This is a genomic window from Kribbella sp. NPDC031520, from assembly GCF_055580825.1.
The window spans coordinates 1-19,993 of record NZ_JBVIKS010000009.1; the positions used below are offsets into that span (position 1 = coordinate 1).

General features: G+C 69.0%; 19 protein-coding genes. 7 read left to right on the plus strand and 12 right to left on the minus strand.

What is annotated here, in order from left to right:
* Both ACZ5BU_RS35385 and ACZ5BU_RS35390 read right to left on the minus strand, forming a co-directional pair.
* A partial coding sequence (locus tag ACZ5BU_RS35385) for a DUF222 domain-containing protein (protein WP_465705175.1) occupies nucleotides 1-1,859 on the minus strand: 1,859 nt, incomplete at its 3' end.
* Nucleotides 1,860-1,965: 106 nt separating this feature from the next.
* Entirely contained in the window at nucleotides 1,966-2,676 is a 711-nt protein-coding gene (locus tag ACZ5BU_RS35390; protein WP_465705176.1) for a hypothetical protein, read from the minus strand.
* Nucleotides 2,677-2,808: 132 nt separating this feature from the next.
* Between ACZ5BU_RS35390 and ACZ5BU_RS35395 the strand changes: the two genes are divergently transcribed.
* Nucleotides 2,809-4,173 (plus strand): helix-turn-helix transcriptional regulator, encoded by a 1,365-nt coding sequence (locus ACZ5BU_RS35395; RefSeq protein ID WP_465705177.1) that lies wholly within the window; start codon nucleotides 2,809-2,811, stop codon nucleotides 4,171-4,173.
* A gap of 234 nt (nucleotides 4,174-4,407) precedes the next feature.
* On the opposite strand, the gene ACZ5BU_RS35400 is transcribed toward ACZ5BU_RS35395, so the two are convergent.
* Both ACZ5BU_RS35400 and ACZ5BU_RS35405 read right to left on the minus strand, forming a co-directional pair.
* Complete coding sequence (locus tag ACZ5BU_RS35400) at nucleotides 4,408-5,223, minus strand: phosphotransferase (protein ID WP_465705179.1); 816 nt, start codon at nucleotides 5,221-5,223, stop codon at nucleotides 4,408-4,410.
* A 9-nt stretch (nucleotides 5,224-5,232) separates the two neighbouring features.
* A complete protein-coding gene (locus ACZ5BU_RS35405; RefSeq protein ID WP_465705181.1) occupies nucleotides 5,233-5,610 on the minus strand; it encodes a DUF4870 domain-containing protein in 378 nt (125 codons plus the stop codon).
* Nucleotides 5,611-5,686: 76 nt separating this feature from the next.
* On the opposite strand from ACZ5BU_RS35405, the gene ACZ5BU_RS35410 reads away from it, so the two are divergent.
* Together ACZ5BU_RS35410 and ACZ5BU_RS35415 are read left to right on the plus strand one after the other, a co-directional pair.
* Nucleotides 5,687-6,583, plus strand: a complete 897-nt coding sequence (locus ACZ5BU_RS35410; RefSeq protein WP_465705183.1) for an alpha/beta hydrolase — start codon at nucleotides 5,687-5,689, stop codon at nucleotides 6,581-6,583.
* A 20-nt stretch (nucleotides 6,584-6,603) separates the two neighbouring features.
* Complete coding sequence (locus ACZ5BU_RS35415; RefSeq protein WP_465705185.1) at nucleotides 6,604-7,539, plus strand: RNA polymerase subunit sigma-70; 936 nt, start codon at nucleotides 6,604-6,606, stop codon at nucleotides 7,537-7,539.
* Here ACZ5BU_RS35415 and ACZ5BU_RS35420 read toward each other — a convergent pair.
* Nucleotides 7,499-8,935, minus strand: coding sequence for an MFS transporter (locus tag ACZ5BU_RS35420; protein WP_465705187.1), 1,437 nt, complete (start codon nucleotides 8,933-8,935; stop codon nucleotides 7,499-7,501). The two genes, ACZ5BU_RS35415 and ACZ5BU_RS35420, sit on opposite strands and share 41 nt — an antisense overlap.
* Before the next feature lie 23 nt (nucleotides 8,936-8,958).
* Between ACZ5BU_RS35420 and ACZ5BU_RS35425 the strand changes: the two genes are divergently transcribed.
* Nucleotides 8,959-9,381, plus strand: coding sequence for a MerR family transcriptional regulator (locus ACZ5BU_RS35425; RefSeq protein WP_465705189.1), 423 nt, complete (start codon nucleotides 8,959-8,961; stop codon nucleotides 9,379-9,381).
* Here ACZ5BU_RS35425 and ACZ5BU_RS35430 read toward each other — a convergent pair.
* Together ACZ5BU_RS35430 and ACZ5BU_RS35435 are read right to left on the minus strand one after the other, a co-directional pair.
* A complete protein-coding gene (locus ACZ5BU_RS35430) occupies nucleotides 9,365-10,591 on the minus strand; it encodes an RNA polymerase sigma factor (protein ID WP_465705191.1) in 1,227 nt (408 codons plus the stop codon). The two genes, ACZ5BU_RS35425 and ACZ5BU_RS35430, sit on opposite strands and share 17 nt — an antisense overlap.
* A gap of 57 nt (nucleotides 10,592-10,648) precedes the next feature.
* On the minus strand, nucleotides 10,649-11,020 hold the full coding sequence (locus ACZ5BU_RS35435; protein ID WP_465705193.1) for a YciI family protein: 372 nt from the start codon (nucleotides 11,018-11,020) through the stop codon (nucleotides 10,649-10,651).
* A 115-nt stretch (nucleotides 11,021-11,135) separates the two neighbouring features.
* On the opposite strand from ACZ5BU_RS35435, the gene ACZ5BU_RS35440 reads away from it, so the two are divergent.
* Complete coding sequence (locus ACZ5BU_RS35440) at nucleotides 11,136-12,569, plus strand: flavin-containing monooxygenase (RefSeq protein WP_465705195.1); 1,434 nt, start codon at nucleotides 11,136-11,138, stop codon at nucleotides 12,567-12,569.
* Between the two features lie 4 nt (nucleotides 12,570-12,573).
* Here the strand turns inward: ACZ5BU_RS35440 and ACZ5BU_RS35445 are convergent, their stop codons facing one another.
* Nucleotides 12,574-13,713, minus strand: a complete 1,140-nt coding sequence (locus tag ACZ5BU_RS35445) for a citrate/2-methylcitrate synthase (RefSeq protein ID WP_465705197.1) — start codon at nucleotides 13,711-13,713, stop codon at nucleotides 12,574-12,576.
* Between the two features lie 73 nt (nucleotides 13,714-13,786).
* Here ACZ5BU_RS35445 and ACZ5BU_RS35450 point away from each other — a divergent pair, with 73 nt between their 5' ends.
* Complete coding sequence (locus ACZ5BU_RS35450) at nucleotides 13,787-14,950, plus strand: citrate synthase (protein ID WP_465705199.1); 1,164 nt, start codon at nucleotides 13,787-13,789, stop codon at nucleotides 14,948-14,950.
* Between the two features lie 109 nt (nucleotides 14,951-15,059).
* On the opposite strand, the gene ACZ5BU_RS35455 is transcribed toward ACZ5BU_RS35450, so the two are convergent.
* The 3 genes from ACZ5BU_RS35455 to ACZ5BU_RS35465 form a co-directional block, all read right to left on the minus strand.
* The gene (locus tag ACZ5BU_RS35455; RefSeq protein ID WP_465705201.1) at nucleotides 15,060-16,496 is read right to left on the minus strand and encodes a hypothetical protein; all 1,437 of its coding nucleotides are present in this window, start codon (nucleotides 16,494-16,496) and stop codon (nucleotides 15,060-15,062) included.
* Nucleotides 16,497-16,530: 34 nt separating this feature from the next.
* Entirely contained in the window at nucleotides 16,531-17,412 is an 882-nt protein-coding gene (locus tag ACZ5BU_RS35460; RefSeq protein ID WP_465705203.1) for a MurR/RpiR family transcriptional regulator, read from the minus strand.
* A 73-nt stretch (nucleotides 17,413-17,485) separates the two neighbouring features.
* Nucleotides 17,486-18,499 carry a hypothetical protein gene (locus ACZ5BU_RS35465; RefSeq protein ID WP_465705205.1) on the minus strand — a complete coding sequence of 338 codons (1,014 nt, stop codon included), beginning with the start codon at nucleotides 18,497-18,499 and terminating at the stop codon, nucleotides 17,486-17,488.
* 100 nt (nucleotides 18,500-18,599) lie between these two features.
* Between ACZ5BU_RS35465 and ACZ5BU_RS35470 the strand changes: the two genes are divergently transcribed.
* Nucleotides 18,600-19,055 (plus strand): MarR family winged helix-turn-helix transcriptional regulator, encoded by a 456-nt coding sequence (locus ACZ5BU_RS35470; protein WP_465705207.1) that lies wholly within the window; start codon nucleotides 18,600-18,602, stop codon nucleotides 19,053-19,055.
* Here the strand turns inward: ACZ5BU_RS35470 and ACZ5BU_RS35475 are convergent.
* Nucleotides 19,052-19,978 carry a tetratricopeptide repeat protein gene (locus ACZ5BU_RS35475; RefSeq protein ID WP_465705209.1) on the minus strand — a complete coding sequence of 309 codons (927 nt, stop codon included), beginning with the start codon at nucleotides 19,976-19,978 and terminating at the stop codon, nucleotides 19,052-19,054. The two genes, ACZ5BU_RS35470 and ACZ5BU_RS35475, sit on opposite strands and share 4 nt — an antisense overlap.
* Nucleotides 19,979-19,993: the final 15 nt, after the last annotated feature.

Here is a 19,993-nt window from a genome sequence, read left to right on the forward strand (position 1 = left end):
TCGTCGATGCCGAGCAGGGTGGTGATCGGGACGAGGACCTCGATGTGTGGTCGTCTGCGGTGCTGGTCGGGCAGCCGGCGGCCGAGCCAGTCCAGGCCGTTGTGCAGCATGTGTTCGAACAGGTCGGCTACCGCGTCCGCCCGCCGCTGCGGCGCGATCCGCTCGTCCTTCACCGCCCCGGCGGGCGCCGCAGCTCTTGCCGACCCGGCAGTCCCGGCAGGCCCGGCAGCTCCGGCGGGCCCGGCAGCCCCTGCCGACGCGGCACCTTCGGCGGGCGCGGCAGCCCCTGACGACGCACCGTCGATCCGTCCCTCGACCCCGAACTCCGCGGCAGCTCCGGCAGCTCCTGCCCACGCCGCAGCTCCGGCGGGCGCGGCAGCTCCCGCCGCCACCGATTCGCCGGCGGGTACGCCAGAACCGACGATGTCGACCGTGCCGGTGGTGCCGGTGGTGTGAGTGGTGCCGCCGGTGGTGGGGTTCGTGCGGTTGGTGCGCGAGGCCGGCGTGCTGCGGGGACTGTCGACGGGTTCACTACCCGGTGCGCTGGGCGAGTTGCTGACCGGTTCGCCGGCCGAGGTGGGGTTGTGGGTGGAGCCGGAGGTTGAGTCCCGGGGCGAGCCCAGGTTGGGGTCGCTCGTCGATTGTCTGGAGGCGTCCGGGGTCGGGTCCGGGGCGGAGTCCCGGGCCCCGTCCGGGGCCGGGTCTGGGGTGGAGGCTCGGGTTGGGGCCGGGTCCGGGGCGGGGTCCGGGGCGGGGTCTGGGGCGGGGTCTGGGGTGGGGGTGCCTCGTTTGGTGAGGTTGGCGATGGCTTGGATGACGATCCACATTTGCTGGATTTTGTCGGCGGTGTGGACGACCCACAGGCCGGCCATGCCGTCGGCCAGGGGGACGATTTTGCAGGTGCGGTCGGCGACGGCGTCGCGGTGCCGGTCGGCGTCGTCGCGGGTGGAGTGTTTGGCGACCTGGCGGCGCAGCGCGGTGGCCAGGTTTTTGTGGGTTTGGCCGGGGGCTCGGCGCAGCACGTGGGCCTCGACGGCGTGGGCGGCGGCGGCCGGCAGGGCGCGGGTGGCTTCGGAGATGGCCAGGGCTTTGGACCAGGTGAGGGCGCCGCAGCGCAGGGCGGTGTGGGTGGCGGTCAGGGTGCCGGTCAGGTGCAGGGCGGTGTCGAGGTGGCGGGACGCGGTGGGTTCGGCCAGGTGCAGCGCGGCGCCGATTTCGGCGGTCCAGGAGCGTTCGGGGTCGATCGGGCGGCCGGTGTTGTCGAGCTGGGTGGGGCGCGGGATGTCGCTGAGTTGGGCTTTGCGTTGCCGGGCGAACGAGGCCATCGCGGCGGTCTTGATCGCGGCGGCCCAGGCTTCCATCCGGGCGGCGGCCTTCATGGCCTCGATCAGCGCGATCGGTGACTCGCACTGCGGGCGCAGCAACTCCAGGGCCGCGGCCAGTTCCGCGCCGGGCGGCAGGAACACCCAGGCCGGCGCCTTCAGCCGCAGCATCTGCCGTTCGGCCTCGTCTTGTTCGACACCGGCCCACAACTCCCACTCCAACGCATCGACCCGCGACATCGCCGGCAACTCCTCATGCCGATCCGGATCCCACACATCCTCATCGAACAGGTCCTCGTCTAGAGACCGCAGGACGAACGGGCCTTCGGCGCCGCGGATGTCGTCGATGTCGTAGGCGTCGTCCGGCGGGGTCGGCACAGCGGCGTGGTCAGCGGCGTGGTCAGCGGCGTGGTCAGCGGCGTGGTCAGCGGCGTGGTCAGCGGCGTGGTCAGCGGCGTGGTCAGCGGCGTGGTCAGCGGCGGCCGGCCGGGGGGCTAGCTGCGTACCCGAGTTCACGGCGGTCGTCGAAGCTGACATGCGTTAACAATAGAACATCTGTTCGAAGAATCCAAACGCTTGATCCCGGCTCCGTGTGATGTCTCAGGACATGGGTTCTGCATCAGGACATTGGTGACAGTTGGTGTCAGGGCTTCGGTGGTTCGGTGGTCTTGGGGTTTGGGCCGCGGGGTCTGCCGTTGCCGATGCGCCGCCACGCGCCCACGGCGATGACGCCGAGGACCCAAAGTGTGACGCCCATACCGCCGACCGCGAAGAGCCCGTCCAGTGCGTCTGTGAACGGGATCGTGACAGCTGCGGCGGCGAAGCTGGCGCCTCCGACCGTGCCGACGACGGCCGTCACGCGGTTGCCGAGGTTGCCTGTCACGCCGGCGACGAGGGCGAGCAGTGAGATGCCGAGCGCCCACGGGGCGTCGGCGAGCGTCTCGTCGATTGTCATGAAGACGCTCAACGCGTTCGAGTGCCCATCGGCGATGGAGTCGGCGCCCAGAGGTGCGAGCAGGTGCGGGACCATCGCGGCTGTTGTCAGGGCCGAGACCACGGCCATCACGCGGACGATGCGTCGGGTGACCGGCGCCGGCTCCAGTCGGCGCTGCAGCCGCAGGAAGGCGACCGTGAACAGGCCGAACGAGGCCAGCAGGGCCAGGTGCGAGGGGTACCAGCTGCTCTGCAGCAGCATGTGATGCAACTGGGTGACCTTGTTGCCGGTGCCGCTGTCGTTGGGGTGCAGGGCGCCACCGAGGTTGAACGTCACCCCGGCGCCGGCCAGGGCGGCGATGGTCGGGCCGTCCAGGGTGCGGCGGCGCGAGCGGGCGGGCGAGTCGAGGGTGGTGATCATGACTTGTCCCTTCGTTGGAGGGCTTCACGATCTGCCGACGGCCGTGTTCGCCGGTACGGGGTTGTCCCTGCAATCGCGAAGCAGGGTGTTCCCCGGAGTACGGCGGCTGTCGTTTGTGTCACGATCAGCTGCATGACGAGGTCAGCGCCGGAGCTGTCAGGCCGTGCTCGGCGCGAAATGCTCTCGCTGGTCGCTGCGAGCTTCGCGTGTGTCTTGGTGGCGGTGGGCTTCACCCGGGGACTGTGGTGGAGCAACATCCACAACGGCATCCTCGGCGTCACCCTCTCTTTGGTGGGGGCCTGGTTCGCGGCCGAGCGGCCGCGCAGCCGGGAGGGCGTCCTCTTCCTGGCCGCCGGCCTGGTCGAGGCGGTCATGTTCGCTGGTCGCCAGATCGGCCACACGGCGACCGGAACCGCCGCCTCGTGGCTGGGCTGGCTCGGTGTTTGGCCGATCGTCGTCGGCATGCTGGTGACGACCTTCGCCGTGGTCTGTTTCCCGGAGGGTCACCTGCCCTCGCGCCGGTGGCGCCCGGCCGTCGTCGTCGCCTGCGTGCTCGCTACGGTCTGTGCGATGCTCTCGGCACTGTGGCCAGTCGAGTGGGCGTCGGCCGGGCTCATGCGCCCAGCGCCGTTCAGCCTGCCAGGACGCGCAACGGCTGCGGCCGTCTGGCAGGTCCTGGCACATCCGCTCTACCTCGTCCTCCAGATCTCGTGGGTCGTCGCGGTTGTCGTGCGATGGCGCGCGGGCCGCAGCCGCGCACCGCTCCTCGGTCTGCTCCTCGGAGTCGCGATCGCCTTCGTGGTACTCGCTGTCGGCGTGCTGGCGGTGGGCTCGACGACGCCGGGGCTGGTCACGGTGTCGCTGATCCCGCTGGTCGCCGGGTGGTCAGCCCTCCACGGCCACGTGCTCGGGCGGTACCGGGCCCTGTCCTGGCTCACGGACGCGCACAAGGGACAGGTAGAGCTGCCAACGGCGCTGGCCCGGACTGCCGCGGAGGCGCTGGATGCACCAGGAGCGACCGTGTGGATGGGCGACGAGGCGGCGCTGCACGCGGTGGGCGTTTGGCCCGAAACCGACATCGACCCCGCGCCCTGTCCGCTGGACGCGCTTCCCGAGCGCGCGTGGCCGGTCAGTTCGAGCGGCCGGGTGGTGGGCGCACTCGTCGTGCCGGGAGTCACGGTTCTCACGCGCAGTGAGGAGCGAATGATGCAGGACCTCGGCGCCCAGGCGGCCCTGCTCCTGGACCGGCTCACGCTGGCCGAAGTGGTCCGGCGGGAGTCGAGTGCCGGCCACCTCGAGCACCTCACGCCGCGGGAGCGTGAGGTGCTCGAGCTCATGGCTCGCGGGCTGAGCAACGCGGCGATCTGCCAGGAGCTGCACCTGAGTGTGAAGACGGTCGAACCGCTGATCGGCACCGTCTTCCGGAAGCTCGGGCTGCACGCCGATCCGACTGTGAACCGCCGCGTGCTCGCGGCCCTGGAGTACCACCGCAGCTGACGAGACCCACCACCAGGGAGAAGGCAGCCGATAGACCACTCGGAGTCCCGGAAAATCACACCGACTCCGCAGACGCCGAAGCCGAAGCGCCTAGCAGCGCGCGGTTGACCAAGTTGCCGTCGGCAACTTCTGCTGCGTTCGGCGAAGATCGGCAACTGTCGTGGATGTCCCGGGGCGGCTGCCTTTGCGTAGAAAGCGTTTGGTCATAGCCAGCGGGCAGACCTGGTCGAGGGACTAGGGCCTCGTGAGCTGGGTGACGCACCATCGGTAGTGACCGTCGGCGGCGTTCTCGTCGTAGATTGTTGCTGTGATGATCGCGTAGGCATGCCGGTACAACCGCATCCGCTCTCGGTCGTGCCCGAGCTCCGCGAATCGGTTCGTCAGCAGCTCGTCCAGCCGCCGCGCCTCCGGTGAGTACATGTCGAAGAAGCCCGCGGCCAACGAGGCTTCGAAGGTGTTGTCGCCGGCCGTGGACAAGAACCCCCAGTCCAGCACCGCCGCAACGCGATCCCCTTCCATCAACACATTCGGCGGGCAGATATCGCCATGCACAACGCTCATCCCGGGCCCGAGGTCGCTCAACGCGCCTACTACTTCTTCCAGCAGGTGCGGAAAACCAGGCACGTCACGCTCTAGGAAGACACGCGCGGCTGCAGCACGTCGTCGTACGAGAGCCGCCAGACTCTCGCCCCACGAACCCTTCCAGAACGGCTCGCCGACCACCGGCAGCGCCTGACTCGCCGGACCAGGACTGGTCGACCGCAATGCCTCCACCACCGAGACGAAGGCGTCCAGCGCAACAGACTCCGCCAACCCCGCCTCGTGCAGCGGTACCCCGGTCAGCTTGTCCTCGACGCTGACCGCGAACCCGTCCGCCCCGGCATCGACCTCGCGGATCCGCGGCGTCCGGAACGGCAGCTCCGGCAACTCGTCGAGAAACGCCTTCAACGGCAGCACGTCCTCCGGCCGCCGATCGAACCAGACCTTCCGTACCGTCCCGTCCCCCAGGTCGTAGACGGCGCCTTCCATCCCCTGCCCGATCAGCTCCACCCGCGAACCCTAATGGACGAGCCGGATCGTCAACGGATACGAGTACTCCCTCCCATCAGAGGCCGCGATCGTCGCCAGCACGATCACCACGACAGCCGCCACCGCGCCGATCACCAGCAGCGGTACGACGATCAGTACCCCGAGCCCGAACGTCACGAAGATCAGCACACTCGCGACCGCAGAGTAGATCAGCAGCGAGATCTGGAAGTTCAGCGACTCGACCGCGTTCCGCCGGACGAACTCCGACCGGTTCCGGAACGCCAGCCAGACCGCCAGCGGGCACAGGAACCCCATCGCGAACCAGGCCGCGACGAACACCCCCACATGCGCGACCATCGCCCACGTGCGCTCCTCCGAGGCCGTCAGTGGTGGCCCAGAATTCGGCATGCTCATACTCCACTGAAACACACCGATTCCTTTCCGGGCAGTCGCTGGTCAACACAGCAACGGAAAGGACGCAACCATGGCAAGCAAGGAGTCAGGAGCGGTACGGCGGCACTGGGCGGCGGCCAAGGCCGCCGCCGAGCAGGAGACCCGCGAGGGAGATCAAGAGCTGAGCGATCACCGCTGGGCCGAGCTCACCACCGAGCCGTCCGATGTGGACTATCTGGCCGTCGCCGGCCGGCCGGCGCTCTGGATCGTGCCGCACGAAGCTGTCACCGACAGAGTTCTGCTGTGCTTCCACGGCGGCGGCTACATCGGCGGATCGCGGTACTCCCACCGCAAGCTCTTCGCCCACCTGGCCCGAGCCGTCGGCGCCCGGGCTCTGGTCTTCGACTACCCGATGGCGCCCGAGCACACGCATCCGGCCCAGCTCGACTACGGCGTCGACACCTACCGCTGGCTACTGGATCAGGGCATCGCCCCTGAGCACATCCTCTTCGCCGGCGACTCGGTGGGAGGCGGCATGGCGATCACCACCCAGCTCCGCGCGCGCTCGATCGGTCTGCCGCTGCCCGCCGGTGCGGTGCCGTTCTCGCCGGCGGTGGACTTCGAGGCGACGGGAGCGTCGTACGACACCAACCGCGATCGCGATCTGTTCTTCCACCGCGACCTCGTCCGTGGACTCGCCTGGATGTTCCTCGGCCCGGACGGCTCACCGCACGACCCGTTCGTGAACCCGACGAACGGCGACCTGACCGGGCTCGGGCCGATCTACATCCAGGTCGGTGGCGACGAAGTACTCCTGGACGACGCGCGGCTGCTCGCGGAGGCGGCGGAGAAGGCCGGCGTCGACGTACGGCTCGATGTGTTCCCGGAGATGCAGCACACGTTCCAGATGGCAGCGGGTCGCGCGCCCGAGGCGGACGATGCGATCGCGCGGATGGGACAGTGGGGACGGAAGGTGCTGGGGCTGTGACCGTACTTCAGGGAGTCGAGATGGACGAATTCGCCGACCTCGAGCCGTTCCGCAAGGAGCTGCTGGCGCACTGCTACCGGATGCTCGCGTCGGTGCACGAGGCCGAGGACGCGGTCCAGGAGACGTATCTGCGGGCCTGGCGGGCCTGGGCGGACTTCGAGGGCCGGTCGTCGGTGCGGGTCTGGCTGTACCGGATCGCGACCAACGTCTGCCTGACCGCGCTCGAACAGCGCGGCCGGCGTGCGCTCCCCTCCGGGATCGTTGCCCCAAGCACCGAACTGGGCGGTACGCCGGCCCCGGCACCGGCGGGGATCGGCTGGATCGAGCCGATCGCGGAGTCGCTGGTGGCTGCCGATCCCGCGGCGATCGTGGCGCAGCGCGAGAGTTTGCGGCTCGCGCTGATCGCGGCCTTGCAGTACCTGCCGCCGAAGCAGCGCGCCGTACTGATCCTGCGCGAGGTGCTAGCGTTCCCGGCCGCCGAGGTCGCGACCATGCTCGACACCTCGGTCGCGGCGGTGAAGAGCACGCTGCAACGGGCGCGGGCCCGGATCGACGAGACGGCGCCGACGCAGGGCGAGGTCTACGAGCCGACCGATCCGGCGGCGAAGGCGTTGCTCGACGACTACATCGCCGGCTTCGAGAACGCCGACACCGCCGCCCTCGAACGTGCCCTCCGCGCGGACGCCGCGCTCGAGATGGTCGGTACGACGACCTGGTTCGACGGCCTGGTGACCTGCCTGAAGGTGATGTCCGACGCGGCCGGCGAGCCGGGCGACTGGCGGATGATCCCGATCATCGCGAACGGCCAGCCCGCGGTCGGCTCCTACTACAAGGGCGAGCCGTACGGCATCGCCGTACTCACACCGACTCCCGGCGGACTCACCCACATCCACGTCTTCAGCACACCTTCACTGGTCACGCATTTCGGGATGCCGGCTCGAGCTCCTGGACGGTGAGGCGAGCGCGGTGGCTGGTGCTGATCAGGGCCAGTGCGACGACGACGAGGCCGACAGCGATCATCGGCCACCAGACGGCATGCGCCGCGCGGACGAAGTGGTGTGGGTCGGTGGTCGCGGTTGCGCCGACGATCGAGCCGGCCACCGCGACGCCGAGCGACGTACCGGTCTGACGGCCGACCGAGGCGACCGAGCCCGCCAGGCCGGCCATCGACGTCGGCATGCCCGACACCGCGGAGTTCGCGATCGGCGGGTTGATCGTGCCGAGGAAGACCCCGAACAGCAGGAAGATCGCGAGTACGACCGGGAGCGGGGTGGTCAGCCCGATCGTGAGCGAAGCGGCGGCTCCGAGCGCGAGCGCCGTACCCGCGACGGTGAGCGGCAGGCGGGGGCCACGGACGCCGACGACCCGGCCGGTGAGTGGTGAGAGTACGCAGATCAGCAGGCCGACCGGGAGCAGGCTCAGGCCGGCGTCCAGGGCGGACAGGTGCCGGACGCTCTGCAGGTAGAGCGTTGTGACGAACAGGAAGACGCCGAACCCGCTGTACGCGACCAGCGCGATGACCACGGCCGAGCTGAACGGGATGCTGCGGAACAGGCGGAGTTCGAGCATCGGTTCCGCTCGGCGACGTTCGTACCAGATGAGGACGACGGCCGCGATCGCGGCGACCACGAGCAGCGCGATGATCGGCGGCGCGGCCCAGCCGTGCTTTTCGGACTCGATGATCGCGGTGACGACGCCGCCGAGGAGCAGTACGACGAGGAGCTGGCCGACCGGGTCGAACCGGCGGCCGTGTGCGGCGCGGGACTCCGGGACGTACCGGCTGGTGAAGATCACCGCGAGGACGACGATCGGCAGGTTCACCCAGAAGATCGAGCGCCAGCCGAGACCGTCGACGAGCGCGCCGCCGAGGATCGGGCCGAGGACCAGCGAGAGGCCCGCGGTGGCGCCGAAGATGCCGATCGCGCGGGCCCGTTCAGCGCGGTCCGGGAACACGCCGACCACGATCGCCATCGCGACCGGGTTCAGCATCGTGCCGCCGACCGCCTGGACGGCCCGCGCTGCGATCAGCGTGCCGATGCCCGGGGCGAGGCTGCAGAGCAGCGAGCCGAGCCCGAAGACGATCAGGCCGAGGCGGAACATCCGCTTCCGGCCGTACCGGTCGGCGGTCGATCCGGCCAGCATCAGGAAGCTCGCGAGCACCAGGGTGTAGGCGTCGACGGTCCACTGCAGGCCGGCGGTCGAGGCGTTCAGGTCGTCCCGGATCGCGGGCAGGGCCATGTTGACGATCGAGATGTCCATCACCGAGATCAGCAGGCTCGCACAGCAGATGGTGAGGACCAGGTACCTCCGTACACTGGTCTGACCAGTGGCCTCAGTTGTTGTGAGGGTCATACAACGAAGCTACGATTTAGAGCGTGCTCGAAGTCAATGAACGCGGGATCAGCATCGCCGAAGCCGCCGAACGCACCGGCGTCAGCGTCCACACTCTTCGCTACTACGAACGCGCCGGCCTGGTCGTCACCACGGTCGACCGCACCGCCGGCGGCCGCCGCCGCTACCGCCAGATCGACCTCGACTGGATCAAGATCTGTACGAAGTTCCGCGCCACCGGCATGCCGATCCGCATCATCCGCAAGTACGCCGAACTGGTCACGGCGGGCCGCGGCAACGAGAAGGACCGCCTGGAACTGCTCGAGACGCACCGCGCCGAGATCCTGGAGAAGCTGGCCGAACTCCAGGAAAGCCTGGGACTCATCGACCACAAGATCGACGTGTACCGAGGCCGCCTGGAAGCCGGCGACGCCGATCGGCTGTGGGCACCTAGCCCAGAGACCTGAGCCTGGCGGTGAGGAAGCGGCGTTCGGTTTCGTTCGCGGTCAGGCGAATTGCTTGTTGGTAGGACTCGGCGGCGTCGGCGGGTCGGTTCAAGCGTGTGAGGATGTCTGCGCGGGTGGCGGGTAAGTAGGCGTAAGTCGCCAACGCTGGTTCCTTTGCCAGGGCGTCCAGCTCTGTGAGAACGGATTGCAGGTCGGCGCCAGGCACCAAGCTGTGGGCGGCTGCCCGGTTGAGGGCGACGATCGGCGTAGGCCAGCTCACCATCATCGCGTCGTACATGCGGACCACCTGTTGCCAGTCCGTCTTCTCCCACGACGGAGCCGTCACGTGCAACCCGGCAACGGCCGCCTGCAGAGCGAACCTCCCGGACCCGCCCTGCAACGCCGCAGTAGCTCGCGACACCCCTTCCGCCAGCAACCTCCCGTCCCACCGCGACCGGTCCTGGTCCGCAAGCAACACCAGCTCGCCGTCAGCACTGACCCGCGCGTCACCCCGCGCCTCGGTCATCAACAACAACCCGAGCAACGCCTGCGGCTCCGGTTCGTCCGGCATCAACCGCTGCAGAAGACGCGCCAGCTCGATCGCCCGCCCGGTCAGGTCCGTGCGCGTCAGCTCCGTCCCGGTAGCGACGTACCCGGCCGTATACACCAGATGTACGACCGTCAGCACCACGTCCATCCGCGCCGGCAGTTCGTGATCCGCCGGGATCCGGTACGGGATGCCCGCTGCCGCGATCTTCTTCTTCGCCCGCGTGATCCGCGCCGCGGCCGTCGCCTCGCCGATCAGCAGCACCGCGGCGACCTCCCGCGTCGTCAGCCCGCAGATCAGCCGCAGCGTCAACGCCACCTGCGACTCCCGCGCCAGCGCCGGGTGACAGCACGTGAATACCAGCCGCAGCGGATCCGTCTGCTGTTCGATCTCGCCGGGCTCCTCCACCAGCAGCGGGAGCTTCCGCCGCAGGTTCGTCTCCCGCCGCAGCCGATCGAGCGCGAGCCGCCGCGCGACCGTCGTCAGCCACCCGCCCGGATTGTCCGGGATCCCGTCCGGCCACGTTCGCAGCGCCCGTACGAAGGCGTCCTGCGTACAGTCCTCCGCCAGATCCAGGTCACGCGTCAGCCGCACCACCGACGCCAGCACCGTCGACCAGCACTCCCGGTGTGCCCGGTCGACGACGCGGGTCACCTCGACCGCCTCGGTCACCTTCTCCCCCATTCCGCTTCCGCGGGGGTACGCCGACGCAACGGCGTACCCCCGCGACCCGACGACTGGTCAGGCCGGCGGCGCGTCGGCCTCGGACGTCGGCATCACCGGACGTACCTCGATGTTGGCGGACGGGCAGAGCTTGGCCAGTTCGAGCGCCTGGTCGAGGTCGCGCGCCTCGAGCAGGTAGTACCCGCCGAGCGCCTCGCGGGTCTCGATGAACGGCCCGTCGGTGACCAGCGGCTCCGCACCCTGGCGGTTCTTCACGGTGCTCGCCGTACTGGACCGCTCGAGCGCCTCGCCGCCGAGGATCTTCGCCCCGGCCTTCTCCACCGCTGCCGCGAACTCGCCGTGCAGCTTCATCGCCTGGTTCCACTCGTCCTTGGTCAGGTTGTCGTACCAGTCCTCGCTGTCGAACAGCAGGAACATGTACTGCGCCATGTCGGACTCCCTCGTCTAGCGCTTCTTACGGCGCCTCTTACTGGACATCTTGCTGACGATCGCCACGACACGGAATCGACAACGCCGGATCGGATTCTTTATTACCGTGGGGTACATGGAGCACTACGACGTTCTGGTCGTCGGCGCGGGACTGTCCGGGATCGGAGCGGCGTACCGCCTGCAGACCCGCTGCCCGGAGCGTACATACGCGATCCTCGAGGCGCGAGAGGCGCTCGGCGGCACCTGGGACCTGTTCCGGTACCCGGGGGTGCGGTCGGACTCGGACATGTTCACGCTCGGGTTCCCGTTCCACCCCTGGAAGGCGGCGAAGGCGATCGCCGACGGGCCGTCGATCCTGTCGTACCTGCAGGAGACCGCGGCGAAGTACGGCATCGACAAGCACATCCGGTACGGCGAGCGCGTCGTCCGCGCCTCGTGGTCGTCCGCGGACGCGCGGTGGACCGTGCACACGTCGGTCACGTCGTACACGTGCTCGTTCCTGTACGCCTGCAGCGGGTACTACGACTACGACTCGGGGCACGTCGTCGACTTCGACGGGCAGGACGAGTTCGGCGGGCAGGTGGTCCACCCGCAGCACTGGCCGGCCGACCTGGACTACGCCGGCAAGCGGGTCGTCGTGGTCGGAAGCGGCGCGACGGCGGTCACGCTGGTGCCGGCGATGGCCGGTACGGCGGAACACGTGACGATGCTGCAGCGCTCGCCGAGCTACGTCGCGTCCCGCCCGGCCGTCGACGCACTGTCGGACCGGATCCGCGCGGTTCTCCCGGAAAACGCTGCACACCGGGTGATCCGCGGGAAGAACGTTGCTATGAGCACCCTGTTCTACAACGCCTTCCGGAAGTTTCCGGCGCATGCGGCGTGGTTGCTGAACAGTACGGTGGCGAAGCAACTACCGGACTCGATCCCGGTGGATCCGCACTTCACGCCCCGGTACAAGCCGTGGGACGAGCGGCTCTGCCTGGTCCCGGACGCCGATCTGTTCGAGGCGTTGCGGAACGGGTCGGCGTCGGTGGTGACCGACCAGATCGACCGGTTCACGCCGACGGGTTTGCGGCTGCGCTCCGGGCGGGAACTGGAGGCCGATCTCGTGGTCACCGCGACCGGCCTCCGTATGGTTGCACTCGGCAACATCAAGCTCACCGTCGACGGCCGGAGCGTCAAGCCGGGCGACCGATTCGTCTACAAGGGCATGATGCTGGACGGCGTACCGAACCTCGCCTGGTGCATCGGGTACACCAACAACTCGTGGACCCTCCGCTCCGACCTCACCTCACAGTACGTCTGCCGCCTGCTCAACCACCTGACAGCCTCGAACAGCCGCATCTGCCGCGCAGACATCCACCCGAACGCCTACGACGCCCCACGCCGCCCGGTCGTGGACCTCACCTCCGGCTACATCCAACGCGCCGCCGACATCCTCCCCCGCCAAGGCACCCACGGCCCCTGGCGCCTCCGCCAGAACTACCCCCGAGACCTCCTGACCCTCCGCCTCAGCCCCGTAACCGACGGCGTGATGCAGTTCTTCTGAAGGATCACGGGATGGGCGCCGGGGGCTGGGGGCCTACGTAGGTTGCGATGGGGCGGATGATCTTCGGGTCGGTGGACTGTTCGAGGATGTTGGCGGACCAGCCGATGATGCGGCTGACGGCGAACGTCGGGGTGAACATCGCGCGCGGGATGCCGCACAGTTCCATCACCACGCCGGCGTAGAACTCGACGTTCGCGTACAGGTTGCGCCCCGGTTTGAGCTCGGCGAGTACGTCGACGATGCGCTGCTCGACCGTCGTCGCGAAGTCGACCAGATCACCGCCGATGCCGCGGGCGATGTCACGCAGCATCAGCGAGCGCGGGTCCTCGGTGCGGTACACGGCGTGCCCGAACCCCATGATCCGGTCGCCCGCGGACACCTTCGCGCGGACCCAGCCGTCGATGCGGTCCGGCGTACCGATCTCGTCGAGGCTCGCCAGCGCGCGGTCCGGCGCGCCGCCGTGGAGCGGCCCGGAGAACGCACCGATCGCACCGGCGACGGCGGAGACGACATCCGCGCCGGTGGAGGCGATCACCCGGGCGGTGAACGTGGATGCGTTGAACCCGTGGTCGACGGTCGACACGAGGTAGTGCTCGATCGCGGCCGCGTGGACGGCGGTGGGCTCGTCACCGGTGACCAGGTACAGCCAGTTCTCCGCGGCCGTGAGGTCGGCGCGCGGCTCCAGCGGCTGTTGTCCCTGGCGGAGGCGGTAGAGCGCGGCGAGGATCGTCGGCGTGACCGCACAGACCAGCATCGCGTCGGCCTTCCGGCGGGCCGGGTCCGCGTCCCAGAGCGGCGGCAGCGCGCGGACGGCGGCGAGCAGGGAGAGCGCCGTACGGAGGCCGGCGAGCGGGTTGAAGGTCGGTCCGGCGGTCGCGATCGCCGGGAGTACGGCGCGGACCTCGTCGGGGAGGACGCGCAGCGGGGCCAGCTCGGCGACGAACCGCTCGCGCTCGGCGGTGGTCGGGAGGTGGCCCTCGAACATCAGGTACCAGACGTCTTCGAGGGTCTTGGACTTGGCGAGATCGATCGCCGAGTACTGCCGGTAGTGGTAGAACCCCTCGTCACCACGGACGTCGCCGAGGGTCGTCTCGGTGACGACGACGTTGCGCAGACCGGGCGGGACAGTGATCGTTGTGGACATATCTTCAGGGTTGACAGGCAATCAACTATTGTCAATATTGATCCAGTCAATATGAACGCGCCGAGGAGCGGGGATGTCAGCCGAAGGTGACGAGAATTACCTGACCACCGCCGAGGTCGCGCGCCGTCTGCAGGTCAAGCCGGCCACGATCTACGCGTACGTCAGCCGAGGCCTCCTCACCAGCGTCCGCGCCCGCGGCCGCCGGGGCAGCCTCTTCTCCACCACGGAGGTAGAACGCCTCGCCGCCCGCTCGGTGGAACACTCCGGTGTCGTCGAACGCATCGAGTCGGAGCTCACTCTCCTGAAGGACGACGAGCTCTATTACCGAGGCCACCCGGCCCGCTCGCTGGCGACCACATCCACGGTCGAACAAGTGGCAAACCTCCTGTGGACCAACCAGCTCACCTCCAGCGCCGGGTTGTTCGCGGTTGATGAGGTGGGCGTGGAGCTGGCTCGGCGCGGGATGCAGGTGGTGCCGGAGGGGGCTCGGTTGGTGGATCGGGTTCGAGTGGCGGTGGCGGTGTTGGGGGCGGCTGACGGGTTGCGGTTCGATCTGTCGCCTGGCTCGGTGACTGGGGCGGCCGGGCGGTTGATCGGGAACCTGGTGGCGGCGTTGCCGGGTGAGGACGCGGACGGCGACACGACGTTGGGGGCTCGGTTGTGGCCCAAGCTGTCGGACGAGGAGCCTCGGCCTGAACTGCTCGATGCGGCGTTGATCCTGCTCGCTGATCACGGGCTCGCGGTGTCGACCGTGGCCGCGCGGGTCGCCGCAAGTGCTCGCGCGAACCTGTACGCCGTGATCTCCGCCGGACTCGGCGCGCTCGACGGGCAGTACCACGGCGCCGCGCCGACCCTCGCGTACGAGTTCCTCGCCCGCGCGAAACACGACCCGATGAAGGCCCTGTCCGACCAGTTGCGCACCGGCGAACCGATCCCCGGCTTCGGGCACAAGATCTACCAGCACCACGACCCGCGCGCCCAGGTACTCCTCGAACTCCTGAACGACCACCCGATCGTCAGCACGGTCAACGCGATCGCCGAGCGCACCCCGGCGTTCCCCAACAGCGACCTCGCGATCGCCGCGATCATGCACGCGTACAACTTCCGCCCCGACGCCGGCGACGCCCTGTTCGCCCTCGCCCGGATGATCGGCTGGACCGCCCACGCCCTTGAGGAGTACGCGGCCCCTGCCCTCCGCTTCCGCACCATGGGCGTCTACACCGGCCAAAGCACCTAAGAGACGCTGCATCCGAACAGGACGTATACGCCCACTGCCTGCGAGCCCACGCCTGAGCAGGACCCGGCGCACCCGACAGTGGACACATACGTCCTGTCGAGCTGCAGGACTACCGTGCTGTGAGTTTGACGAGCGTCGCGGCACCCGGTGCAAGCGGGACCTGCACCGGACCGACCGGCTGCGGGACGTAGGTCTGGCGTCCTGGCTGGAACACACCGACCGAGCCGACCGTCTGCTCGTTCAGCACGACCACAGCCTCGGCGCGAGCGCTGTGGGAGCGGTTGGCAACCAGCAACCAGCGGTCGGCCGACGTCGTGTCGCGCGAGCGGAACGTACCGACCACCACCGCGCTGCCAGTGACCCCGGACACCAGCTGTGTCGGCGTGAACCCGACTGCCCCGTTCGGCAGCGGTGTTTCGTTGGCGTGCTCAACGGTTTCCGACACCAGTGGCTTGAGCTCCCGCCCGACCGGATGCAGCCAGGTCGTGTTGATCTGCTGCGCGGCGTAGTACCGCGAGGTCCGCTGACCGTCGACGGTGATCAGCGCCGGCCCGAATCCCTCACCCCGCGCGGCCTCGGGCGTCCAGTAGGTGAAGTACTGGATGCCTTTGGCGCCGTACGCGAGGCTGATGTTGATCTGCCAGAGCAATTCGGCAGCGGTCGGTTCCCGATGGTTGTTGTAGGCAAGCGTCTGGATGAACACCCAGGCCGGGACGTCACCGTACAGCGCGGCGTCCCGGACGATCGCCCAGTTGTGGAAGTAGTTCGCGTCGTCGCGGCCCTCGGACAACAGCGGGTACCGGTCGAACGAGATCAGCGACGGCTGCACGACGTCCACGAAGCTCCGGTAGTACGCCGGGTCGTCGGACGGCAGCAGGTTGACGTACGGGAGGAGCTGTGGCGCGAGGTCCCGCGAGATCGCGAGGGCCTTCGCCAGCGTCGCGAACCAGCCGGCGCCGGGTTCGTCGTAGAAGTTGAAGCCGGCGAGCGAGGAGTACGGTCCGTACGCGTTGCGGGCGCGGGTGTAGAGCTCGCGCGCCTCGGCGGGGGTGATGCTGAGGAAGTCGGTGGTGGTGTCGGAGATCGAGAACCAGCGGGACATGTTCCGGATCTGGATGTCGTCGGAGATCAGCATCTTCAGTCCGGCATCGCGGGCCAGGCCGAGCTGGTACTGGAAGATGTTGCCGTCCCCGGCGTAGTTCCCGGAGATGACGAAGTCGAACCCGGCGTCCTTGATCTCGGCGAACCGCGCCGCCGTACTCGCATACGGGTGAGGCGGCCAGAACAACCCGACCGGAAAGTCCGGCCCACCGGTCAGCGGCAGCGTGTCAGGCGACGGCACGGCAGCATCCGCCGGCCACACTGCACCCGCCCCCGAGGCGGAGGTGGAGGCGGCTGCCGCGCTGGCGGAGGCAGAGGCGGCGGCGGTGGATGCTGCGGCGGTGCCGGTGGATGCCGTGGCACCGGCGGCGGTGAGGGCGGTGGCGCCGGCGCCGAGTAGCAGGGTGCGGCGGGTTGGGCCGAGGAGCTGGTGCGGACTTTGCATGGCTCTCCTTCGGGAGGCGGACGAACGGAGAAACTCAGGAACGCCGGCGATGACCGGCGACCGCGTCGGCAGTGGCGTCGAAGGCCTGTTCTGCCAGCGGGTAGTCGCGCTGCGCGACCCCGAGGTACAACGCGTCGAGGACGAGCAGCTGAGCGTGCCGCCCGGCCAGTCCCCCGGTCCGGAACGTCACGTCACGCGCGGCGGTGACGAGCACGATGTCCGCGACCCGCGCCAGCGGCGATCGCGGATAGTTGGTGATGGCAACGGTCGTGGCGCCCTGCCGCCCGGACCTGACCAGCGGCTCGAGCACCTCGACGGTCTCGCCGCTGTGCGAGATCCCGACCGCGACGTCCCCGACCCCGAGCAACGCGGAACTGGCCAGCGCGGTGTGGACGTCGCTCCAACTGCTCGCGCCGCGCCCGATCCGGTGCAGTCGCAACCGCAGGTCCTCGGCCACCGCCGCGGATCCGGCCACGGCGTACAGATCGATCCGCCGCGCGTCCGAGATCGCCTGTACGGCCCGCCCGAGCTCAGCGACGTCGAGAGCCGCGACGGTGTCCTCGAGCGCACGGCTGTCGGCACGGAGCAGGGTGCGCAGTACGTCGTCCAGCGAGTCGTCCGGCCCGACCTCGGAGCCGGTCCCGCGTTCCCAGCTGAGACTGGTCCGACCAGTCTCGGCCGCCAGCGCCAGCCGCAGTTCCGCGTACCCGGACAGGCCGAGCGCGAGACAGAACCGCGTCACACTCGGCAGCGACGTACCACAACGGTCCGCCAACTGCCCGATCGTCGACGACGCCACCGCCGCCGGATCCCGCAGTACCTCGGTCGCGATCCGCGCCTGTGCCGGGCTGAGCGCCGGCAACAACCCGCGGATCCGCGCCTCGAGACTCGGCGGCGGTGACTCGACAGCACTCATGTAATTGATTCTCAGAGTGCTTCAGCATCGATTACAACAATTCACACTGGCCGATTCCGGCCACCACGAGAACTCAGCGGGCCATCCGCTGGATGGTGAACTGGTCGGACCAGCCACCCGCGATGAGCACGTCGATCCGGCCGCTCAGGACATAGGTGCCGTACGGCGTGACCGCCGCAGTGGTCGGACCGGCGACCGGCCACGGCTCGACCGAGCGGACCTGCGCGGTCCGGAAGTTGTCGCGACTGCTCAGCACGGTCGCCTGCTCGGCACCAGGTGCGCCGAGTTTGTTGGTGATTGCGATCAGCCGGCCGTCCTTCGTGAGTGCTAAGCCATCTCCGCCGACCAGTGCACTGGTCAGACCAGTGGCGCTGAGTTCACCTCGCGGCGAGATCCGGTAGAGCGTGCCGGTGTCGTACCGGACGGTCAGCACGTCGCCGGACGGCAACCAGACGATGCCGTTGGCGCCGATCGTGTCGCTGCGCAGTCGTTCGTCGCGGACCAGCACCGATGCGGCGCCGGCCGGGGTGACCTTGTAGATCGCGTCGGACGCCGGGTCGGTGACGTACGCGTTGCCCGCGGCATCGATCGCGAGATCGTTCACGCCGTGGCGGCCGCCGGCCGGGTTCAGTCGCGGCGTGTTCAGGTCGACGCGTCGTTCGAGGCGGCCGGTGCGCAGGTTGTAGATCGCGACGCCGGATTCCTTGTAGGTGGTGGATTCCGACGAGCGGTCGCCGTTGCCGATGTCGGCGTAGGTGACGAGTACCCGGTTGCGGACGGCATCGACATGCAACCCGAAGGTGGACACGCCGGGCGCGACCCCGAACGGATGCGGTACGCCGTCCCGCCCGACCACGGAGATCCGCCCGGTCGCGATCGACCCGATCAGGAACGCCCGCCGGGTCGGATCCCAGGCGATCCCCTCCGGATACCGATCGCCCGTCCGCCCGTCGATCCGCACCGGCAAACACCCGGCTCGGGCCGCAGGAACAGCAGGAACGGCAGCAGTAGCAGTAGTGACAGCAGCAGTGGTGAGTAGTGAGGTGGCCAGCGTCAGTAGCGCTGCCCCCAGCACGCGAAACCTCATAAGAACCTCTCTCGAGAACTGGATACGACCACAGAGACTAATCAGAGCTCTGATGGTCGTCAATGCATATATCACCACCGCTGTTCGTACGATGGCTGCTATGCGGATGCCCTTCGACCAGCGGCTCGGGAGTCACCTCAAGCGGGTCGAGCAGGAACTACAGGCGGCGAAGTCGGCCGCGGTGAAGCCGGCCGGGCTGACGGTGCCGCAGTACGCGGCCCTGTTCGTCCTCGACGAACAGCCGGGGATCTCGGCCGCCGAGCTGGCCAGGAGGTGCCAGGTCACGCCGCAGACGATGACCACGATCCTGCGCAACCTGGAGTCGGCCGGCCTGATCGAACGCACGCCGCACCCACTGCACAAGCACGTGATCGAGACCCGTCCGACCGCGACCGGCCGGACGGCCCTGGATCAGGCGGACAAGCGGGCGGCCGGCGTCGAACGCCGGCTGGCCGCCGCCTTCACCGACGAGGAAGCGGAAACCCTCCGCAAACTCCTGGCCAGGGTCTCAGAGACCCTGACCACAGATCCGATCCTGAAGACCGAGAAGAGTTAGAACAGCGCCGCCATCAACCGCCGGCGAGCCTTGACCACCCGCTCGTCGTCAGCACCCACCACCTCGAACAGCTCGAGCAGGTGCAGCCGCACGGCGTTGCGCTCGTCGCCGGCCGTTGCCTGGATCGTCGAGATCAACCGCGCGAACGCGTCGTCGACGTGCCCGCCCATCAGGTCGACGTCGGCGACCAACATCTGCGCCTCGACGTCGGCCGGGTTGTCCGCGGCCCGGGTCCGTACGTCGGCCGGCACGTCCTGCGTACGCTTCACCAGCTGCACCCGAGCCAGCCCGGACTTCGCCTCGGCGTCGTTCGGGGTCTCCTTGAGGAGTTCCTCGTACGCCGCGACCGCGCCGTCCAGGTCGCCCGTGCCGAGGGCGGTCTCCGCCTTCTCGTACCGCGGGTTCGGGGCGTCTTCCTCGACCGGCTCGGCCGCCTGGCCGACCGGCTCGGCGCGCCCGGTGATCCCGTTCGCCACCGCGACGGTCAGCAGCTGGTCGAGGTACTGCCTGACCTCCGGCTCGCCCAGCACGCCCTGGAACAGCGGCACCGGCTGACCCCGCAGGATCGCGATCACCACCGGTACGGCCTGTACGCCGAACGCCTGCGCCACCTGCGGGTTCGCGTCGACGTCGATCCGGGCCAGCAGGAACTTGCCGTCGTACTCGGTCGAGAGCTTGGTCAGCGCGGCGCTGAGCGTGGCCGCGCCCTGGGAACGCGGCGAGTACAGCTCGACCACGACCGGCGCCTGCAGGGACCGCTCGATCACGTCGGCCTGGAAGTTCGCCTCGGTCACCTCGAGCACATAGGCACCACCGGCGGCAGCGGCAGCACCGGCGGCCGAGTTGCCACCTGGAGCGCCGGCCGGTTTGCGCAGGGACGAGAGGTCGACCGCCCCGGGACGGGAGAAGTTGGACTGGCTCACCGTGTTCCTCGCATT